Source organism: Streptomyces sp. NPDC046727, assembly GCF_040645635.1.
GTDB lineage: Bacteria > Actinomycetota > Actinomycetes > Streptomycetales > Streptomycetaceae > Streptomyces.
This window is the reverse complement of sequence record NZ_JBEYYR010000043.1, coordinates 66,368-84,764: the sequence shown is the minus strand read 5'-3', so window position 1 is coordinate 84,764 and position 18,397 is coordinate 66,368. Positions and strand designations below refer to the sequence as shown.

The window sequence follows — 18,397 nt, the reverse complement described above, 5'->3', positions numbered from 1 at the left end:
CCGCCGCCCCCGCGCCCCCCCCGCGCGCCCCCGCCGCCCCACCCCCCCACCGCGCCCCGGCCCGCGTCGGGCGCGTTGGCGCGCCCGGGGGGGGGGGCGGCCGCGCGCCCCCCCCCCCACGACAGGTCCATCGCGCCGGGCTCCTCCGGGTTCGGGAAGGCGACCGTCGGGAAGTCCGGGTCCGGCTCGGCCTGCTCGGCGACCAGCACCGGCTCGGGGAAGCCGGCGCGGGCGAACGCGGCCAGCAGGACGTCCTTGCCGACGCCGTGCATGGCCGTGTAGACCGTGCGGGCGGTGCGGGGGGAGTCGGGGGCCAGGACCGCGTCCGTGCGGGCCAGGTAGGCGTTCAGGACCGCGTCGTCCAGGGTCTCCCAGCCGGTCTCCGGGCGGGGTACGTCGTGCAGCGAGACGATCGCGTCGATCTCGGCGGCGATCTCCGCGTCCGCGGGAGGCACGATCTGGGAGCCGTCGCCGAGGTACACCTTGTAGCCGTTGTCCCGGGGCGGGTTGTGGCTGGCGGTGACCTCCACGCCCGCGACCGCGCCGAGGTGCCGTATCGCGAAGGCCAGGACCGGGGTGGGCAGGGGGCGGGGGAGGACGGCCGCGCGCAGGCCGGCGCCGGTCATGACGGCGGCGGTGTCCCTCGCGAAGTCGGCGGACTTGTGGCGGGCGTCGTAGCCGATGACGACGAGGCCGGCGTTGTCGTCCCCGTGGGGGGTCCCGTTCTTCTTCAGGTACGCGGCGAGGCCCGCGGCGGCTCGGATCACGACGCTGCGGTTCATGCGCATCGGGCCGGCGCCGAGTTCGCCGCGGAGACCCGCGGTGCCGAACTGCAGGGTGCCGCTGAAGCGGGCGGAGAGTTCGGTGACGTCACCGGCCTCGATCAGCTTGGCCAGTTCGTCCCGGGTCTCCGCGTCGGGGTCCTCGGCGAGCCATGCGCTGGCCTTGGCGATGAGATCGTCGTGCACCTTGGGATCAACCTCTCCGTGTCTGCGTGGTCCACTGGGGGCTCCGCCCCCGACCCCCGTCTCCCACCCGCCCGCCTCGGACTGCCGGCTGGAAAGCCGGCGGATGGGCTCGGCGGTGATTACAGCTTGCCCAGTACCTGCGTCAGCAGCTCGCCCATGCGCGCCGCAGAGTCGCGGCCCGCCTGGAGGACCTCCTCGTGGTTGAGGGGCTCGCCGGTCATGCCCGCGGCCAGGTTGGTGACCAGGGAGATGCCCAGCACCTCGGCGCCCGCCTCACGGGCGGCGATGGCCTCCAGGACCGTGGACATGCCCACCAGGTCCGCGCCGATGACGCGCGCCATGCGGATCTCGGCCGGGGTCTCGTAGTGCGGGCCGGGGAACTGGGCGTAGACGCCCTCCTCCAGCGAGGGGTCGATCTCCTTGCACAGGGCGCGCAGGCGCGGCGAGTACAGGTCCGTCAGGTCGACGAAGTTGGCGCCGACGATCGGGGAGGTCGCCGTGAGGTTGATGTGGTCGCTGATCAGCACCGGCTGGCCGGGGCGCATGCCCTCGCGCAGGCCGCCGCAGCCGTTGGTGAGGACCACGGTCTTGCAGCCGGCCGCGACGGCCGTGCGGACGCCGTGCGCGACGGCGGCCACCCCACGGCCCTCGTAGTAGTGGGTGCGGCCCAGGAAGACCAGGGCCCGCTTGTCACCGAAGGAGTACGAGCGGATCTTGCCGCCGTGCCCCTCGACGGCCGGCGGCGGGAAGCCGGGCAGCTCGGTGACCTGGAACTCGGCGTCGGGTGCGCCCAGGGCGTCGACGGCCGGAGCCCAGCCGGAGCCCATCACGAGGGCGACGTCGTGGGTCTCGGCGCCGGTGAGGGCGCGCAGGCGCGCGGCGGCGGCGTCGGCGGCGGCGTAGGGGTCGCCCTGGATGTCGTCCGGAAGAAGAGATGCGTTCACGCCGACGAGGGTAACCGGTCTTCGCCTACGCGCGTAGATGACAGAGCCCACGGGATTGGTTTCGTTGTCTTGTCGTTTTCCACAAACGGTGGGCAAACGGGGCGGAAACCCGCAGGAAGTGACGCGGGGAGGCGGGGAGGGGCCGGCTCAGCAGGGGCGCTTGCGGAGTTCCATCACATAGTCGTGCGGGGCCCCCGCCGACTCCGCCGCGTCCGCGATCTCGCCCAGGTAGCGGGCCGACGGCAGGCCGCCCTCGTGGGCGTCGAGGACGTACGTCCAGGCCGGTTCCTCGCCGTCCAGGGTGTGCACGCGCACGCGTACGCGCCGGTAGAGGTCGAGGCCCACGCCCTCCCACCGGTCGAGCGACTCCTCGTCCGAGGGCGCGATGTCGTACAGGCCGACGAAGACCTGGGCCAGCGGGTCCTCGACGATCGTCGCCAGCGCGCCCTCCCAGCCCAGCTGCTCGCCGCCGAACGTCAGCCGCCAGCCGTTCAGCCAGCCGGTGGCGCGCAGCGGGGAGTGCGGGGCGCGGTGGGACATCAGACGCGCGTCGAGGTTGCCGGCGTACGCGGCATAGAGCGACATGGACAGAGGGTACGGCAGCCGCCCCGCACGCCTCAGGCGTCCCGCGAGTGACTCCGGTGGCGCCCCCGGGCAGTAGCACGTTGAAGCGTGCGGGACAATGGAGTACGTGACTCGGATCGTGATCATCGGTGGCGGACCCGGCGGATACGAGGCGGCGCTGGTCGCCGCCCAGCTCGGCGCGGAGGTGACCGTCGTCGACTGCGACGGTCTGGGCGGAGCGTCGGTACTGACCGACTGCGTGCCGTCGAAGACCCTTATCGCTACGGCCGAGGTGATGACCACCTTCGACTCCTCCTACGAGGAGCTGGGGATCATCGTCGCCGACGACACCCCGCCGCTGGAGCAGGCGGCCCGGGTGGTCGGGGTGGACCTGGGGAAGGTGAACCGCCGTGTGAAGCGGCTCGCGCTCGCCCAGTCCCACGACATCACCGCCTCCGTCACCCGCGCCGGCGCCCGGGTCATGCGCGGCCGCGGCCGGCTGGACGGCATGCAGGCCCTCGACGGGTCCCGCAAGGTCGTCGTCACCGCCGCCGACGGCACCGAGGAGACTCTCACCGCCGATGCCGTCCTCATCGCGACCGGCGGCCACCCGCGCGAGCTGCCCGACGCCCAGCCCGACGGCGAGCGCATCCTGAACTGGACCCAGGTCTACGACCTCACCGAGCTGCCGGAAGAGCTGATCGTGGTCGGGTCGGGTGTGACCGGTGCCGAGTTCGCCGGTGCCTATCAGGCCCTGGGGTCGAAGGTCACGCTCGTGTCGTCCCGCGACCGCGTGCTGCCCGGTGAGGACCCGGACGCCGCCGCCGTCCTGGAGGACGTCTTCCGGCGCCGTGGCATGAACGTCATGGCCCGCTCCCGCGCGCAGTCCGCCAAGCGCGTCGGCGACCGGGTCGAGGTGACGCTGGCCGACGGCCGGGTCATCGGCGGCTCCCACTGCCTGATGGCCGTCGGCGCCATCCCGAACAGCGCGGGCCTCGGCCTGGAGGAGGCCGGCGTCAAGCTGCGCGAGTCGGGCCACATCTGGACCGACAAGGTCTCGCGGACGACCGCCCCTGGCGTGTACGCGGCCGGTGACGTGACCGGTGTCTTCGCCCTCGCGTCCGTCGCCGCCATGCAGGGACGTATCGCCATGTACCACTTCCTCGGCGACGCGGTGGCCCCGCTGAACCTGAAGACGGTGTCCTCCAACGTCTTCACCGACCCTGAGATCGCGACGGTCGGCTACACGCAGGCGGACGTCGACGCGGGCAAGATCGACGCCCGGGTCGTGAAGCTCCCCCTCCTGCGCAACCCGCGCGCCAAGATGCAGGGCATCCGGGACGGCTTCGTGAAGATCTTCTGCCGGCCGGGCACCGGGATCGTCGTCGGCGGTGTGGTCGTCGCGCCGCGCGCCTCGGAACTGATCCATCCCATCTCGATCGCCGTCGACAACAATCTGACGGTCGAACAGATCGCGAACGCGTTCACGGTGTACCCCTCCCTTTCGGGGTCGATCGCAGAGGTCGCCCGGCAGCTGCACACCCGCAAGGCGAGCGCGGAGGCCTGACCGGCCGGGCCGACTTCCCGCTGGTCACGGGGAGTTGCGGCCTGTGCGGGCGGCATAGTCGGGGCGGGCGGGCTCTATACCACTTCCCGCCCCACCATGCGAACAACTTCTGTTATTCGGCGCAAACTGCTGAAAGCAGACGGTCGCTGGGGTTACTGTCAGTTTCGTGTTCGCTGCTGAACGTCGCCAATTGATCCTCGAAATGGTGCGAGCGAACGGTGCCGTGTCGCTCCGTGAACTCGCCCGCGTCGTCCAGACCTCCGAAGTGACCGTACGGCGGGACGTGCGCGCACTGGAGGCAGAAGGACTCCTCGACCGCCGCCACGGCGGTGCGGTACTGCCGGGTGGGTTCACGCGGGAGTCCGGCTTCCCGCAGAAGTCGCATCTCGCGACCGCCGAGAAGACGGCCATCGCCGACCTCGCCGCGGGTCTCGTCGAAGAAGGCGAGGCCATCGTGGTCGGCGCCGGTACGACCACGCAGGAGCTGGCCCGCCGGCTCGCGCGCGTGCCGGGCCTGACGGTGGTCACCAACTCCCTCCTGGTGGCCCAGGCGCTGGCCCACGCCAACCGGGTGGAGGTCGTGATGACCGGAGGCACCCTGCGCGGCTCCAACTACGCGCTGGTCGGCTCCGGTGCCGAGCAGTCCCTGCAGGGGCTGCGGGTCTCCCGGGCCTTCCTCTCCGGAAGCGGCCTGACGGCAGAACGTGGCCTCTCCACCTCCAACATGCTCTCGGCATCCGTCGACCGGGCCCTCGTCCAGGCCGCCGCGGAGGTCGTGGTCCTCGCCGACCACACCAAGCTCGGCACGGACACGATGTTCCAGACCGTGCCGACCGACCTCATCACCCGGCTGGTCACCGACGAGCCGCCCGGCCACGACGACCGTGCCGCCACGGAGTTGCAGGCACTCGCCGACCAGGGGGTGCAGATCGCCGTCGCGGGGGCGACCGGGTCCCCGGGGGGTGACCAGGTCCCGGCGGGCCGCCGCGCTCCCCTGCCGGGGCCACGGAGGGGTCATGTGGGCCTTCGCTCGGGGGCGGGGCTGGAGCCTACGGGCGCTGAGCGGGGGCGCGTCGCCGATTTGCGGCGGCGCTAGCCTCCAGGCGCGGTCGCCCTGGCCCCCTGGAGCCTCGGGAGCCCTCCGAGCCCCGGAAAGCCGTCCGAGCCTCGGAAAGCCCTCCGAGCCCCGGAAAAGGGTGACGCCCGATAGACCGAGGCTGTCGGTCCACCGGGCGTCCCTGTGAAGCGTGGGATCAGTCCTTGATCTCGCAGATGGCCGCGCCCGACGTGAGGGACGCGCCGACCTCGGCGGTCAGGCCCTTGATGGTGCCCGCCTTGTGGGCGTTCAGGGGCTGCTCCATCTTCATGGCCTCCAGGACGACGACCAGGTCGCCCTCCTTGACCTCCTGGCCCTCCTCGACCGCGACCTTCACGATCGTGCCCTGCATCGGCGAGGCGAGGGTGTCGCCGGAGGCCACCGGGCCGGACTTCTTGGCCGCGCGGCGCTTCGGCTTGGCGCCGGCGGCGAGGCCGGTGCGGGCCAGGGACATGCCGAGCGAGGACGGGAGGGAGACCTCCAGGCGCTTGCCGCCGACCTCGACGACGACCGTCTCGCGGCCCAGCTCCTCCTCCGCCTCGGCGTCGGCGGGAGCGGCGAACGGCTTGATGTCGTTGACGAACTCGGTCTCGATCCAGCGGGTGTGGACCGTGAAGGCCTCGTCGGAGCCGGTCAGCTCGGGGGCGAAGGCGGGGTCCCTGACGACCGCGCGGTGGAACGGGATCGCCGTCGCCATGCCCTCGACCTGGAACTCGTCCAGGGCGCGGGCGGCCCGCTGAAGAGCCTCCTCGCGGGTCCGGCCGGTCACGATCAGCTTGGCGAGCAGGGAGTCCCAGGCCGGGCCGATGACCGAGCCCGACTCCACGCCGGCGTCCAGGCGGATGCCGGGGCCGGACGGCGCGTCGAACCGGGTGACCGTGCCGGGCGCCGGGAGGAAGTTGCGGCCCGGGTCCTCGCCGTTGATGCGGAACTCGAACGAGTGGCCGCGCAGCGCCGGGTCGTCGTAGCCCAGCTCCTCGCCGTCGGCGATGCGGAACATCTCGCGGACCAGGTCGATGCCGGCGACCTCCTCGGTCACCGGGTGCTCGACCTGGAGACGGGTGTTGACCTCCAGGAAGGAGATCGTGCCGTCCTGGCCGACCAGGAACTCACAGGTGCCCGCGCCCTCGTAGCCGGCCTCCTTCAGGATGGCCTTCGACGCGCGGTACAGCTCGGCGACCTGCTCGTCGGACAGGAACGGCGCCGGCGCCTCCTCCACGAGCTTCTGGTGGCGGCGCTGCAGCGAGCAGTCACGGGTGGAGACCACGACCACGTTGCCGTGCTTGTCGGCCAGGCACTGGGTCTCGACGTGGCGGGGGCGGTCGAGGTAGCGCTCGACGAAGCACTCGCCGCGGCCGAAGGCGGCGACCGCCTCACGGACGGCCGACTCGTACAGCTCGGGGACCTCTTCCAGGGTCCGGGCGACCTTCAGGCCCCGGCCACCGCCACCGAACGCGGCCTTGATCGCGATCGGCAGACCGTGCTGCTCGGCGAAGGCCACGACCTCCTCCGCGCCGGAGACCGGGTCGGGCGTGCCGGCCACCAGGGGCGCGCCGGCGCGCTGGGCGATGTGCCGGGCGGCGACCTTGTCACCCAGATCGCGGATGGCCTGCGGCGGCGGACCGATCCAGACCAGGCCGGCATCCAGGACGGCCTGCGCGAACTCGGCGTTCTCCGAGAGGAAGCCGTATCCGGGGTGGACGGCGTCCGCGCCGGACTCCCGGGCCGCGTTCAGGACCTTCTCGATGTCCAGGTAGCTGGTGGCCGGGGTGTCACCGCCCAGGGCGAACGCCTCATCCGCGGCGCGGACGTGCAGAGCGTCCCGGTCGGGGTCTGCGTAGACGGCCACGCTCGCGATCCCGGCGTCCCGGCAGGCCCGGGCCACGCGGACAGCGATTTCGCCACGGTTGGCGATGAGCACCTTGCGCACGATTGAGGCTCCCTCCTTGAAACAAGCCGAGTTTAGGGACTGCCGACACGGCACTTCGACCCGTCCCCAATGGTGAGCTTGCCCACACGGAGCGTGATTCGAGGCTCGCTCGACCCGAGAAAGCCCTTGTCGCACCTCGGTACGCAGGACTCCTTCGGAAAACCCTAGCCCTGTCATGTGGTCAAGGTCTCTGTGAGGGCGTGCTGCGCCCCACTCTGATTCTTTGTCGAGTCCCTACGAATGGCCCAATGATTCTTTGCTGTCGCCCGAACCCTTGTCCCTGGGTTTACCCGTTAGTAGCGTTCGCGCTGTCTCGAACGTACCTGAGGTAACAGGCTGCTGGCGTGAGAGTGGGTGGGGACCGGTGGTGCGCAGACCGGTGGCATGGGTCGTGGCGATCGTCCTCCTGGTGGAGGCCGTCGTCATAGCCGCGCTGAACTGGTTCCTGGGGGTGGTCGTCGACCGGCAGGACATGTCGCTGGCCGGCCTCGACCCGTCCACGATGTCGGCGTCCTCGAAGATCGGCGGTGTCGTCTTCGGCGGCTACTTCGCGCTGTGCGCGCTGGTGGCCGTGCTCGTCGCGGTGCGCGACCGCGCCCCGGCCGGCTTCGGGCGGATCCTGCTGATCAGCGCGGCCGTGGTGCACGGCCTGCTCGGCGCGTTCGCCTGGGGCCTGGTCGGCTGGACGGCGTTCCTGTTCATGGTGGTCGTCCTCGGGCTGATCGTCCTGCTCCTGATGACGTACGACCGTGCGGACGGCCCCGAGAGCGCGGCCGGCCCCGGCGCGCCCGGGGCGGACGCCGGCCCGGCGGCACGGGCGGAGCCGGGCGCGGCGCCCGCCGGCGCGGGCGCGCCGGCGAGCCGTACGGACGAGCCGCAAGACGGGGACGACGGCCCGCAGGACTCCGTCCCCGCCCAGGTCAGCGCTCCGGTGACCACAACTCCGTGATGCCGACGCCCAGTTCGGCGAGGAGCTTGCGGATCAGGGGCAGGCTGATGCCGATCACGTTGCCGTGGTCGCCGTCGATGCCCTCGATGAACGGCGCCGAACGGCCGTCCAGGGTGAAGGCGCCGGCGACGTGGAGGGGCTCTCCGGAGGCGACGTAGGCGGCGATCTCGGCGTCGGTCGGTTCGCCGAACCGGACAACGGTGGAGGCGGTCGCCGACACGTACCGCTTCGCCTCCGTGTCCCACACACAGTGACCCGTCTGGAGTACACCGGCCCGTCCGCGCATGCTCTTCCAGCGGGCGGTGGCCTCCTCGGCGTCGGCCGGCTTGCCGAGCGCCTGCCCGTCCAGCTCCAGCACCGAGTCGCAGCCGATCACCAGGGCGCCCTGCACCTCCGGCTTCGCCGCCACGACCGAGGCCTTCGCCTCGGCCAGGGCGAGCGCCAGCTCCGCCGGGGTGGGGGCGGTGACGGCGTCCTCGTCGACGCCGCTCACGATCACCTCGGGGGCGAGACCGGCCTGCCGGAGCAGGCCCAGCCGGGCGGGGGACTGAGAGGCGAGCACGAGTCGCCTGCGGCGCTTAGCGGTCATGCGGTCAGGTTAGTCAGGGTGTGCCGTCCGGCTCACCTCAGACCGATGCCGATCATGATCAGAATCATGGCCAGAGCGATGAGAACGCCGAGCCGCCGAAGCATGTTCTGCGCCTCGCGCAGCTCCTTCGGCGGCTCGTTCTCGGGGTCTGACCACAGCATTCCCCCAGCGTGGGGCTTCGGCCGGGGAGGGCGCCTGAGTAGGCGTACTCAAGTTGGTGCCGGTGTTGTCCCACTGTGCGCCCACGCGGCGGAGCCGCATATCGGCACAGCCCCGCGCCCCTAGGGGGTTGTCCCTCAGCTCGGCCAGTAGGTGCGGGTCCAGGACACCGGACCCGGCTTGGGCAGGCGGGCCGCCGCGATGCGGGACGGGTCGGACCACGCGTCCTTGGGGCCCTCCGCGCCGGACGGAGCTGTCGCTGCCGCCGCGGCGCGGGCGCGGACCACCGCCAGGGCGGCGGCGAGCTCCTCGGGGGTCGGGTTGCCTCGTACGACCTTGATGTTCATGACCGCTCCCAGGGTCCGCGGGGCCTAGAGGGGGATGTTGCCGTGCTTCTTGGGCGGCAGGGACTCCCGCTTGGTGCGCAGCTGGCGCAGCCCGCGGACGATGTGCGCGCGGGTGTCGGACGGCATGATCACCGCGTCGATGTAGCCGCGCTCGGCCGCGATATAGGGGTTGAGGAGGGTGTCCTCGTACTCCCGCATGAGCCGGGCCCGGGTCGCTTCGACGTCCTCGGCCTCGGCGATCGTGCGGCGGTGCAGGATGTTGACCGCGCCCTGGGCGCCCATGACGGCGATCTGGGCGGTGGGCCAGGCGAGGTTGAGGTCGGCGCCCAGGTGCTTGGAGCCCATGACGTCGTAGGCGCCGCCGAAGGCCTTGCGGGTGATGACCGTGATCAGCGGGACCGTCGCCTCGGCGTAGGCGTAGATCAGCTTGGCGCCGCGGCGGATGATGCCCGTGTGCTCCTGGTCGACGCCGGGGAGGAACCCGGGCACGTCGACGAAGGTGAGCACGGGGATGTTGAACGCGTCGCAGGTGCGGACGAAGCGGGCCGCCTTCTCGCTCGCGTCGATGTCGAGGCAGCCGGCGAACTGCATCGGCTGGTTCGCGACGACGCCGACGGGGTGGCCCTCGACCCGGCCGAAGCCGGTCACGATGTTCGGCGCGAACAGCGCCTGCGTCTCGAAGAACTCGGCGTCGTCGACGACGTGTTCGATCACCGTGCGGATGTCGTAGGGCTGGTTCGCGCTGTCCGGGACCAGGGTGTCCAGCTCCAGGTCCTCGGCACTGACCGTGAGGTCCGCCTCCTCCGGGAAGACCGGGGGCTCGGAGAGGTTGTTGGACGGCAGGTACGACAGCAGCTGCTTGACGTACTCGATGGCGTCCTTCTCGTCGCCCGCCATGTGGTGCGCCACGCCGGAGGCGGCGTTGTGGGTGCGGGCGCCGCCCAGCTCCTCGAAGCCGACGTCCTCGCCGGTGACGGTCTTGATGACGTCCGGGCCGGTGATGAACATGTGCGACGTCTGGTCGACCATGACCGTGAAGTCGGTGATCGCGGGGGAGTAGACCGCGCCGCCCGCGCACGGGCCGACGACCAGGCTGATCTGCGGGATCACACCGGAGGCGTGGGTGTTGCGGCGGAAGATCTCGCCGTACGCACCGAGGGAGGCGACGCCTTCCTGGATGCGGGCGCCGCCGGAGTCGTTGATGCCGATGACCGGGCAGCCGGTCTTCAGCGCGAAGTCCATGACCTTGACGATCTTCTGGCCGTAGACCTCGCCGAGGGCGCCGCCGAAGACGGTGAAGTCCTGGGAGAAGACCGCTACGGGGCGGCCGTCGACCGTGCCGTAGCCGGTCACCACGCCGTCGCCGTACGGGCGGTTCTTGTCCAGTCCGAAGTTGGTGGAGCGGTGGCGGGCGAACTCGTCCAGCTCCACGAACGATCCCTCGTCGAGGAGGAGTTCGGTGCGCTCACGGGCCGTCAGCTTGCCCTTGGCGTGCTGCTTCTCGACGGCGCGCTCCGAGCCGGCGTGCGTCGCTTCATGGATGCGACGCTGGAGATCCGCGAGCTTCCCCGCGGTCGTGTGGATGTCGATCTCGTGGATCTCGTGACGCTCTTCCGGCTCGGACATCGGGATGCGGCTCCCTGCCTGCTCAAAAGGGGGGACGGTTACTCATCCGTAGAGTAGTGGCGGGCCTACCGATCAGCACTGCGTCGTTTACCACACCTAGGGTGGCTTGCATGACGCCGCAGAATCCATCAGACGACAGCCGCTGGTCCGACCTGGACCGTCCCCCTCTGAACGCCGCGGCACTGCGGCGCGCCCTGGTTCGGGAGGGGGGCCTGTACCGGGAGATCGAGGTGGTGCAGCGGACCGGTTCCACGAATTCCGACCTGGCCGCGCGGGGCGCCGCCGGGGGCGCCGACGAGGGTGCGGTGCTGGTGGCGGAGGAGCAGACGGCGGGGCGGGGGCGGCTGGACCGCCGCTGGACGGCGCCGCCGCGGTCCGGTCTCTTCTTCTCCGTCCTGCTGAAGCCGGCCGAGGTGCCGGTGGCGCGGTGGGGGTGGCTGCCGCTGCTGACGGGCGTGGCGGTGGCGACGGGGCTGGCGCGGGCGGCGGGCGTCGACACGGCACTCAAATGGCCGAACGACCTGCTGGTGACTGTGGGTGGGGAGGAGCGCAAGGCCGGGGGCATCCTCGCCGAGCGGGCCGGTGAGGACGGGGTCGTCATCGGCGTGGGCATCAACGTCTCCCTGCGCGCGGACGAGCTTCCCGTCCCGCAGGCGGGCTCCCTGGCGCTGGCCGGGGCGTCGGGCACGGACCGGGATCCGCTGCTGCGGGCGGTGCTGCGGTCGCTGGAGGACTGGTACGGGCGGTGGCGGGCCGCGGGCGGGGATCCCGCGGTGAGCGGTCTGCAGGAGACGTACACGGCGGGCTGCGCGACCCTCGGGCGGGCGGTGCGGGCGGAGCTGCCGGGCGACCGGGTGGTGGTGGGGGAGGCCGTGGCGCTGGACGGGGACGGGCGGCTGATCATCGCCACGGAGGAAGGGGTGCAGGAGCCGGTGGGCGCGGGCGACATCGTCCATCTGCGGCCCGCGTGAGCGGACGCCTGCGGCGCAGCTGCGGGTGAGTGGGGGTGCCTGTAGCGCCCACGGTGGTGCGGAGTCGCCGTGCGCGGCTGCGGGCACGTGCCATCGCTTCCCGCCATGGGCCGCTGCAGCTCCCTGGGGGCGCGGGGAACTGCACGACCAGCCGCGATGTACCCGCGGGTGCTCACGGCGATCGAGCGTTCGCCCGGCCAAGGGCACCACTTACCGGTGCTGATCAAGTGCACCCTCGGCCGAACCCGACGGAGTGAGCTGGCGCACACCTGCCGTAGAGTTGAGGCCGGTCGATACCTGACCGCGGCAGATCGGAAGGGCAGCAGGCGTGACCGTCGACGACACGGGCTCCGGCGCGGGCGGGGACGGCCGGATGGACCCCCACGCCGCCGAGAACGGCGAGGACCCGCTGGCCCTGCGGCTCGAACAGCTCATCCTGGGCGCCGAGCGCCGCTACACCCCGTTCCAGGCGGCCCGCAGCGCCGGCGTCTCCATGGAGCTGGCGTCCCGCTTCTGGCGGGCCATGGGCTTCGCGGACATCGGTCAGGCGAAGGCCCTCACCGAGGCCGACGTGCTCGCGCTGCGGCGGCTCGCCGGTCTGGTGGAGGCGGGGCTGCTGAGCGAGGCCATGGCGGTGCAGGTGGCCCGGTCCACGGGGCAGACCACCGCCCGGTTGGCGGAGTGGCAGATCGATTCCTTCCTGGAGGGGCTGACCGAGCCGCCCGAGCCGGGCATGACCCGTACCGAGGTGACGTACCCGCTGATCGAGCTGCTGCTCCCGGAGCTGGAGGAGTTCCTGGTCTACGTCTGGCGCCGGCAGCTGGCCGCCGCGACGGGCCGGGTCGTCCAGGCGGGCGACGACGAGGAGATGGTCGACCGGCGGCTCGCGGTCGGTTTCGCCGACCTCGTCGGGTTCACGCGGCTGACGCGCCGGATGGAGGAGGAGGAACTCGGCGAGCTGGTCGAGGCCTTCGAGACCACCGCCGCCGACCTGGTCGCGGCGCGCGGCGGCCGGCTCATCAAGACCCTCGGCGACGAGGTGCTGTACGCGGCGGACGACGCGGGTGTCGCCGCGGACATCGCGCTGCGTCTGGTGGAGACGCTGGCGAACGACGAGACGATGCCCGAGCTGCGGGTCGGCATGGCGTTCGGCACGGTCACCACCCGGATGGGCGATGTGTTCGGTACGACGGTCAACCTGGCCTCCCGGCTGACGTCGATAGCCCCCCGGGACGCCGTCCTGGTGGACAGCGCCTTCGCCGAGGAGCTGATCCGCTCCGGCGAGGCGCCCGTCTCGGAGGCGGAGGCGGCGGAGGCCGCGGCGGCGGCCGAGAAGGAGGGCGAGGAGCCGCCGGCGTACCGCTTCGCGCTGCAGCCGATGTGGCAGCGCCCGGTGCGTGGGCTCGGCGTGGTCGAGCCGTGGCTGCTCGCGCGCCGCGACGGCCAGTCCTAGTCATCCGGTACGTCCACGCACAGTCCTATCACCGGTATGCACACCCCGCCGGGGTCGGACGGCTCCGGCGTGCCGTGGTCCGGCGCGGGGGTACCGGTCGGGGCGGGGGTCGTGGGTGCCGGGGCCGGGCGTGGGGCGGATCTCGTCGGCGTGGGGTGCGGTGTGCGGCCGGGGGAGTCGTTCGGGGCGCCGGTCGGGGTCGTGGTCGGTACGGCGGTGGTGCCGGCCGGTGCCGGGGAGCCGGTCGGTGTCGGTGCGGGGGTCCGGCCGCCCATGACGGAGGTCGCCGAGGGCAGTGCGGTGGGCGCGGCGGCGATGGTGGCCGCGGTGTTCGCCGAGCGGCTCGTGGGCCCGCCGCCCGCGTCGAGCCGGGGCTCGGCCTCCGCCGTGCCCGGCGCGCCGGCCCCCGGGTCGGGGGCGACCCGGACCAGGCTGAGCACCCCCGCGGCCAGGGCGAGACCGCCGGCGGCCAGCAGCACCTTGCGGGGGCGGGGCTTGCGGTGCCGGCCGCGCCCGTTTCCCGGCTCGCGTTCCTGCGTAGCGGACTGTGCAGGTATCGGTGTCATGGGTTCCCTCCCCGCCGCGCCATGGCGGAGCGCACGCTATGCGCTCCTGTGGGCGGTCTGCGGGGAGACGGCCGGGATGTCACTCGAACGGGCGTAGCCCCCCGGGCTTTCCCGGGGTCGGGTACGGCTGCGATGATCGGGCCGACAGGGCGTTAACCCGCGTTAACCGGAGGGTGTCATGAGCGAGGAGCGGTTCGGGGAGTTCGTGCTGGTGCGGCGGCACGGGCATGTCGCTGAGCTGGTGCTGGACCGGCCCAAGGCCATGAACGCCGTCTCGACGGAGATGGCCCGCTCCCTCGCGGGCGCGTGCGCCGCGCTCGCCGGCGACCGGGAGGCCCGGGTGGTCGTCCTGACCTCCTCGCACGAACGGGCGTTCTGCGTGGGGGCGGACCTGAAGGAGCGGAACTCGTTCAGCGACGCGGACCTGGTACGGCAGCGGCCGGTGGCCCGGGGTGCGTACACCGGGGTGCTGGAGTTGCCGATGCCGACGGTCGCGGCGGTGCACGGCTTCGCGCTGGGCGGCGGTTTCGAGCTGGCGCTGTCCTGCGACCTGATCGTGGCGGACCGTACGGCGGTGGTGGGACTGCCGGAGGTGTCCGTGGGCGTGCTCCCGGGCGGCGGCGGTACGCAGCTGCTGCCGAGGCGGGTCGGCGCGGCGCGCGCGGCCGAGCTGATCTTCTCCGCCCGGCGGGTGGAGGCGGCGGAGGCGGCCGAGCTGGGGCTGGTGGACCGGTTGGTGGAGGAGGGGCGGGACCGCGAGGAGGCGCTGGCCCTGGCCGCCACCATTGCCGGCAACTCACCGGTCGGACTCCGGGCCGCCAAGCGGGCCCTGCGGCTGGGGCACGGGCTCGATCTCCGGGCAGGACTGGAGGTCGAGGACGCCGCGTGGCGTTCGGTGGCCTTCTCCGGGGATCGGGCGGAAGGCGTGGCGGCCTTCAACGAGAAGCGCAAGCCGGAGTGGCCGGGGGAGTAGGCCGCACACGGCACCTGATCGCCGCATCAATGCCCCGAATACCCACATTCCTCCCTAACCTGGAGTAATGGGCGAGGACAGGCGGCTGGCCGCAGTCGTGGCGCTGGCGCAGGGCATGGCGGCGGCGCACACCCCGCAGGACTCCTGGCGGGCCGCCGCCCTCGGTGCCTGCCACGCGCTGGACGGCAGCTTCGCCGCGCTGTCGGTGTGGGAACGCGGGCTGGGCCGGCTCCGGGTCCTCGTGAACGTGGGGGAGCGCCGCCCGGACGAGGAGGAGTTCCCGGAGGCCGAGGCCTACCCGGTGCACCAGTTCCCGGAGATCACCGAGTTCCTGCACGAGCGGTGGGCCGGCGGCGGGGGTCCCAACGCGTGGGTGGAGACCGCCGAGGGGACGGCCGCCGGCACCCGCGGGTACTTCCATCAGCGGGTCGCCGCCCTGCGCCGTCGCGGCCGCGGCTGCTGTGTCGTCGCCCCCGTGGTGCTGCACGGCCTGGCCTGGGGCGAGCTGTATGTGGCGCGCGCGGTCGGCGAGCCCCTGTTCGCGCGGGCCGACGCCGAGTTCGCCACCGTACTCGCCGCCGTCGTGGCCGCGGGCATCGCGCAGACCGAGCGGCTGGAGGAGGCCCGCCGGCTCGCGTACACCGACGCCCTCACCGGGCTCGCCAACCGCCGTGCCGTGGACGTACATCTGGAGGAGGCCGTCGAGCGGCACCGTGCGGACGGTGTCGTCGTCAGTCTGGTCGTCTGCGACCTCAACGGGCTCAAGCGGGTCAACGACACCCTCGGGCACGCCGTCGGCGACCGGCTCCTTGAGCGCTTCGGCTCGGTGCTCTCGCTGTGCGGCGCGATGGTGCCGGGCGCGCTGGCCGCGCGGCTCGGCGGGGACGAGTTCTGTCTGCTGGCGGTGGGCCCGCCGGGTGATGACGTCGTCAAGGCCGCCGACGAACTGTGCCGTCGGGCGGGGGAGTTGGAGCTGGGCGAAGGGGTCGCCTGCGGGGTCGCCTCGACCGAGGAGCCGATCGGGGAGGTGCGTGACGCCCGGCGGCTGTTCCGGCTCGCGGACGCCGCCCAGTACCGGGCCAAGGCCCTGCGCCTGGACCGGCCGGTGGTGGCCGGCCGGGAGGGCCCGGACGACCCGGTCGTACGGTTGGCCGACGAGCCGCCGCCCGCGCGGGCCGAGCGGCGCCGGTTCCGCGGGCGCCGGCCGTGAGGCGAAGCCCACACCGCGGGGTAAGGGGTGCCCCCGGTTCCCACTAGTGACATCGCCGCATTCAATGCGTACGCTCCTGAATATGGATATGCACACTGTGGTGGTGGGGACGTCCGGAGTCACGGCGTCCGACGTTCTCGCCGTGGCGCGCGGCGGTGCCCGCATCGAGCTGTCGGCAGAGGCGGTGGCGGCCCTCGCGGCGGCCCGGGAGATCGTGGACGCGCTGGCGGCCAAGCCGGACCCGGTCTACGGCGTCTCCACCGGCTTCGGCGCCCTGGCTACCCGGCACATCAGCCAGGAACTGCGCGCCCAGCTGCAGCGCAACATCGTCCGCTCGCACGCCGCCGGCATGGGGCCGCGGGTCGAGCGGGAGGTCGTACGGGCTCTCATGTTCCTGCGGCTCAAGACCGTCTGCTCCGGGCACACCGGCGTCCGGCCCGAGGTCGCGCAGACCATGGCCGACGTGCTGAACGCCGGGATCACCCCGGTCGTGCACGAGTACGGCTCCCTCGGCTGCTCCGGCGACCTGGCCCCGCTGTCCCACTGCGCCCTCACCCTCATGGGAGAGGGGGAGGCCGAGGGTCCCGACGGCAGCGTCCGGCCCGCCGGCGAGCTGCTCGCGGAGCACGGGATCGCCCCCGTCGAGCTGCGTGAGAAGGAGGGGCTCGCCCTCCTCAACGGCACCGACGGCATGCTCGGCATGCTGATCATGGCCCTCGCCGACCTGGACACCCTGTACAAGTCCGCCGACGTCACCGCCGCCCTCAGCCTGGAGGCGCTGCTCGGCACCGACAAGGTGCTCGCGCCCGAGCTGCACGCCATCCGCCCGCATCCGGGGCAGGGCGCCAGTGCCGCCAACATGCTGGCCGTGCTGAAGGATTCCCAGCTCACCGGGCACCACCAGGACGACGCCCCGCGCGTCCAGGACGCCTACTCGGTGCGCTGCGCCCCGCAGGTCGCCGGCGCCGGACGCGACACGATCGCGCACGCCCGCCTGGTCGCCGAGCGGGAGCTGGCCTCCGCCGTGGACAACCCCGTGGTGCTGCCCGACGGACGCGTGGAGTCCAACGGCAACTTCCACGGCGCTCCCGTGGCCTACGTCCTGGACTTCCTCGCCATCGCCGCCGCCGACCTCGGCTCCATCGCCGAGCGGCGCACCGACCGGCTGCTGGACAAGAACCGCAGCCATGGCCTGCCGCCGTTCCTCGCCGACGACGCCGGTGTCGACTCCGGCCTGATGATCGCCCAGTACACGCAGGCCGCGCTGGTCAGCGAGCTGAAGCGGCTCGCCGTACCGGCCTCCGCGGACTCCATCCCGTCCTCCGCCATGCAGGAGGACCACGTGTCCATGGGCTGGTCGGCCGCGCGCAAGCTGCGCACCGCCGTGGACAACCTCACCCGGGTCATCGCCATCGAGCTGTACGCGGCCACCCGCGCCATCGAGCTGCGCGCGGGCCTGACCCCGGCGCCCGCCTCGCAGGCCGTGATCGAGGCCGTGCGCGGCGCGGGCGTGCAGGGCCCGGGCCCGGACCGGTTCCTGGCTCCCGACCTGGCCGCCGCCGACGCGTTCGTGCGCGGCGGTGACCTCGTGACGGCCGTGGAGAAGGTCACCGGCCCGCTCCGCTGAACGCGGCGGGGCCCCGGCTGCGGCCGGGGCCCCGAGCGTTGCGTCAGCAGGTCACTTGAGCTTGGCGGCCTGCGCCTTCACGACCGGAACGGACACCGTGTAGGCCTTCTTGGCCATCCCCGCGCCGATGTTGATCGTGGTGTACGTCGCGAGGGTGTTCCCGTGCCGCACGACCTCGGCGTGCAGCGGCATGACGCCGTCCTTGCCCGCGTCGTTGGACGTGGTGAAGGCCACCGACTCGTCACCCGTGCCCGAGGACTTCTCCTCGGAGACCTTGGTGAACTTGCCCTTCTCGCCGTCCTGCTCGCCGGAGAAGCCGGCGGCGCAGGCCTTGACCGCTTCGGACACCGACTTCAGGGCCTGCGCGGCACCGTCGCCGTCGTACGAGGCCAGGGTGACCACGGTGACGTCCAGGTCCATGGACTCCTTGATGGCGTCCTCGAACTTGCCGTCGGCCATGTCGTCCAGGGACGTGGCGTCGTCCGTGGGGTCCTTCTTGTCCTCGGTGGCCATGCGGCTGGTGTTCGCGGCCGGGTCGCCCGGGGCGATGCCGGTCAGCGTGCGCACCAGCGGGTCGCACTTGGCGTCGTCCGCCTTGACCTTGCTCTCGTCGGGGATGCCGCCCTCGACGGGCCCGACCTTGTACCCGGTCACATCGCCCTCGGCGATGATCAGCTTCTTCAACTCGGCGGCGCTCAGCGCCTTCGCGGCCGGCTTCGCGCCGTCCTTGCCCGAGGACTTCCCGGAGTCGTCCGACCCCTTGTCACCACAGCCCGTGACGAGGGCGAGCGAGAGCGCGCTCACAGCAGCGGTGGCGCACAACCGCACGCCCGATGATCTCTTCATGAGCGAACTATG

General features: G+C 72.5%; 17 protein-coding genes and 1 pseudogene. 8 read left to right on the top strand and 10 right to left on the bottom strand.

The window, feature by feature from the left end; all coding sequences use genetic code 11:
* From ABZ937_RS36395 to ABZ937_RS36385, 3 genes and pseudogenes are all read right to left on the bottom strand, one after another.
* A pseudogene (locus ABZ937_RS36395) lies at nucleotides 1-968 on the bottom strand (phospho-sugar mutase); the annotation flags it as partial.
* A gap of 119 nt (nucleotides 969-1,087) precedes the next feature.
* The gene (locus ABZ937_RS36390; RefSeq protein WP_361698475.1) at nucleotides 1,088-1,912 is read right to left on the bottom strand and encodes a purine-nucleoside phosphorylase; all 825 of its coding nucleotides are present in this window, start codon (nucleotides 1,910-1,912) and stop codon (nucleotides 1,088-1,090) included.
* 147 nt (nucleotides 1,913-2,059) lie between these two features.
* The gene (locus ABZ937_RS36385; protein WP_361698473.1) at nucleotides 2,060-2,497 is read right to left on the bottom strand and encodes a gamma-glutamylcyclotransferase; all 438 of its coding nucleotides are present in this window, start codon (nucleotides 2,495-2,497) and stop codon (nucleotides 2,060-2,062) included.
* Nucleotides 2,498-2,594: 97 nt separating this feature from the next.
* Here ABZ937_RS36385 and ABZ937_RS36380 point away from each other — a divergent pair, with 97 nt between their 5' ends.
* Both ABZ937_RS36380 and ABZ937_RS36375 read left to right on the top strand, forming a co-directional pair.
* Nucleotides 2,595-4,043: an NAD(P)H-quinone dehydrogenase gene (locus ABZ937_RS36380; RefSeq protein WP_361698471.1), complete on the top strand. Its 1,449-nt coding sequence runs from the start codon at nucleotides 2,595-2,597 to the stop codon at nucleotides 4,041-4,043.
* A 190-nt stretch (nucleotides 4,044-4,233) separates the two neighbouring features.
* The gene (locus ABZ937_RS36375) at nucleotides 4,234-5,139 is read left to right on the top strand and encodes a DeoR/GlpR family DNA-binding transcription regulator (protein WP_361698489.1); all 906 of its coding nucleotides are present in this window, start codon (nucleotides 4,234-4,236) and stop codon (nucleotides 5,137-5,139) included.
* Nucleotides 5,140-5,296: 157 nt separating this feature from the next.
* Here ABZ937_RS36375 and ABZ937_RS36370 read toward each other — a convergent pair whose 3' ends face one another.
* Complete coding sequence (locus ABZ937_RS36370; protein WP_361698469.1) at nucleotides 5,297-7,069, bottom strand: biotin carboxylase N-terminal domain-containing protein; 1,773 nt, start codon at nucleotides 7,067-7,069, stop codon at nucleotides 5,297-5,299.
* Between the two features lie 364 nt (nucleotides 7,070-7,433).
* Here ABZ937_RS36370 and ABZ937_RS36365 point away from each other — a divergent pair, with 364 nt between their 5' ends.
* Nucleotides 7,434-8,018, top strand: a complete 585-nt coding sequence (locus ABZ937_RS36365; protein WP_361698467.1) for a hypothetical protein — start codon at nucleotides 7,434-7,436, stop codon at nucleotides 8,016-8,018.
* Here ABZ937_RS36365 and ABZ937_RS36360 read toward each other — a convergent pair.
* From ABZ937_RS36360 to ABZ937_RS36345, 4 genes are all read right to left on the bottom strand, one after another.
* Complete coding sequence (locus ABZ937_RS36360) at nucleotides 7,990-8,607, bottom strand: nucleoside triphosphate pyrophosphatase (protein WP_361698465.1); 618 nt, start codon at nucleotides 8,605-8,607, stop codon at nucleotides 7,990-7,992. The genes ABZ937_RS36365 and ABZ937_RS36360 overlap by 29 nt on opposite strands.
* A gap of 32 nt (nucleotides 8,608-8,639) precedes the next feature.
* Nucleotides 8,640-8,768 (bottom strand): hypothetical protein, encoded by a 129-nt coding sequence (locus tag ABZ937_RS36355; protein ID WP_361698463.1) that lies wholly within the window; start codon nucleotides 8,766-8,768, stop codon nucleotides 8,640-8,642.
* A gap of 135 nt (nucleotides 8,769-8,903) precedes the next feature.
* A complete protein-coding gene (locus ABZ937_RS36350) occupies nucleotides 8,904-9,113 on the bottom strand; it encodes an acyl-CoA carboxylase epsilon subunit (RefSeq protein ID WP_361698461.1) in 210 nt (69 codons plus the stop codon).
* A 24-nt stretch (nucleotides 9,114-9,137) separates the two neighbouring features.
* Complete coding sequence (locus ABZ937_RS36345) at nucleotides 9,138-10,739, bottom strand: acyl-CoA carboxylase subunit beta (RefSeq protein WP_361698459.1); 1,602 nt, start codon at nucleotides 10,737-10,739, stop codon at nucleotides 9,138-9,140.
* Nucleotides 10,740-10,849: 110 nt separating this feature from the next.
* Between ABZ937_RS36345 and ABZ937_RS36340 the strand changes: the two genes are divergently transcribed.
* Nucleotides 10,850-11,710, top strand: coding sequence for a biotin--[acetyl-CoA-carboxylase] ligase (locus tag ABZ937_RS36340; protein ID WP_361698457.1), 861 nt, complete (start codon nucleotides 10,850-10,852; stop codon nucleotides 11,708-11,710).
* Between the two features lie 328 nt (nucleotides 11,711-12,038).
* On the top strand, nucleotides 12,039-13,163 hold the full coding sequence (locus ABZ937_RS36335; RefSeq protein WP_361698455.1) for an adenylate/guanylate cyclase domain-containing protein: 1,125 nt from the start codon (nucleotides 12,039-12,041) through the stop codon (nucleotides 13,161-13,163).
* On the opposite strand, the gene ABZ937_RS36330 is transcribed toward ABZ937_RS36335, so the two are convergent.
* Entirely contained in the window at nucleotides 13,160-13,729 is a 570-nt protein-coding gene (locus ABZ937_RS36330) for a hypothetical protein (protein WP_361698453.1), read from the bottom strand. The genes ABZ937_RS36335 and ABZ937_RS36330 overlap by 4 nt on opposite strands.
* A gap of 178 nt (nucleotides 13,730-13,907) precedes the next feature.
* Here ABZ937_RS36330 and ABZ937_RS36325 point away from each other — a divergent pair, with 178 nt between their 5' ends.
* The 3 genes from ABZ937_RS36325 to hutH all read left to right on the top strand — a co-directional run bounded on the left by ABZ937_RS36325 (nucleotide 13,908) and on the right by hutH (nucleotide 17,539).
* Entirely contained in the window at nucleotides 13,908-14,702 is a 795-nt protein-coding gene (locus tag ABZ937_RS36325; RefSeq protein WP_361698451.1) for an enoyl-CoA hydratase-related protein, read from the top strand.
* A gap of 67 nt (nucleotides 14,703-14,769) precedes the next feature.
* Nucleotides 14,770-15,912: a GGDEF domain-containing protein gene (locus ABZ937_RS36320; protein WP_361698449.1), complete on the top strand. Its 1,143-nt coding sequence runs from the start codon at nucleotides 14,770-14,772 to the stop codon at nucleotides 15,910-15,912.
* A gap of 88 nt (nucleotides 15,913-16,000) precedes the next feature.
* Entirely contained in the window at nucleotides 16,001-17,539 is a 1,539-nt protein-coding gene (gene hutH / locus ABZ937_RS36315) for a histidine ammonia-lyase (protein ID WP_361698487.1), read from the top strand.
* A 51-nt stretch (nucleotides 17,540-17,590) separates the two neighbouring features.
* Here the strand turns inward: hutH and ABZ937_RS36310 are convergent, their stop codons facing one another.
* Nucleotides 17,591-18,385, bottom strand: a complete 795-nt coding sequence (locus ABZ937_RS36310; RefSeq protein ID WP_361698447.1) for a hypothetical protein — start codon at nucleotides 18,383-18,385, stop codon at nucleotides 17,591-17,593.
* Between the last annotated feature and the right edge of the window lie 12 nt (nucleotides 18,386-18,397).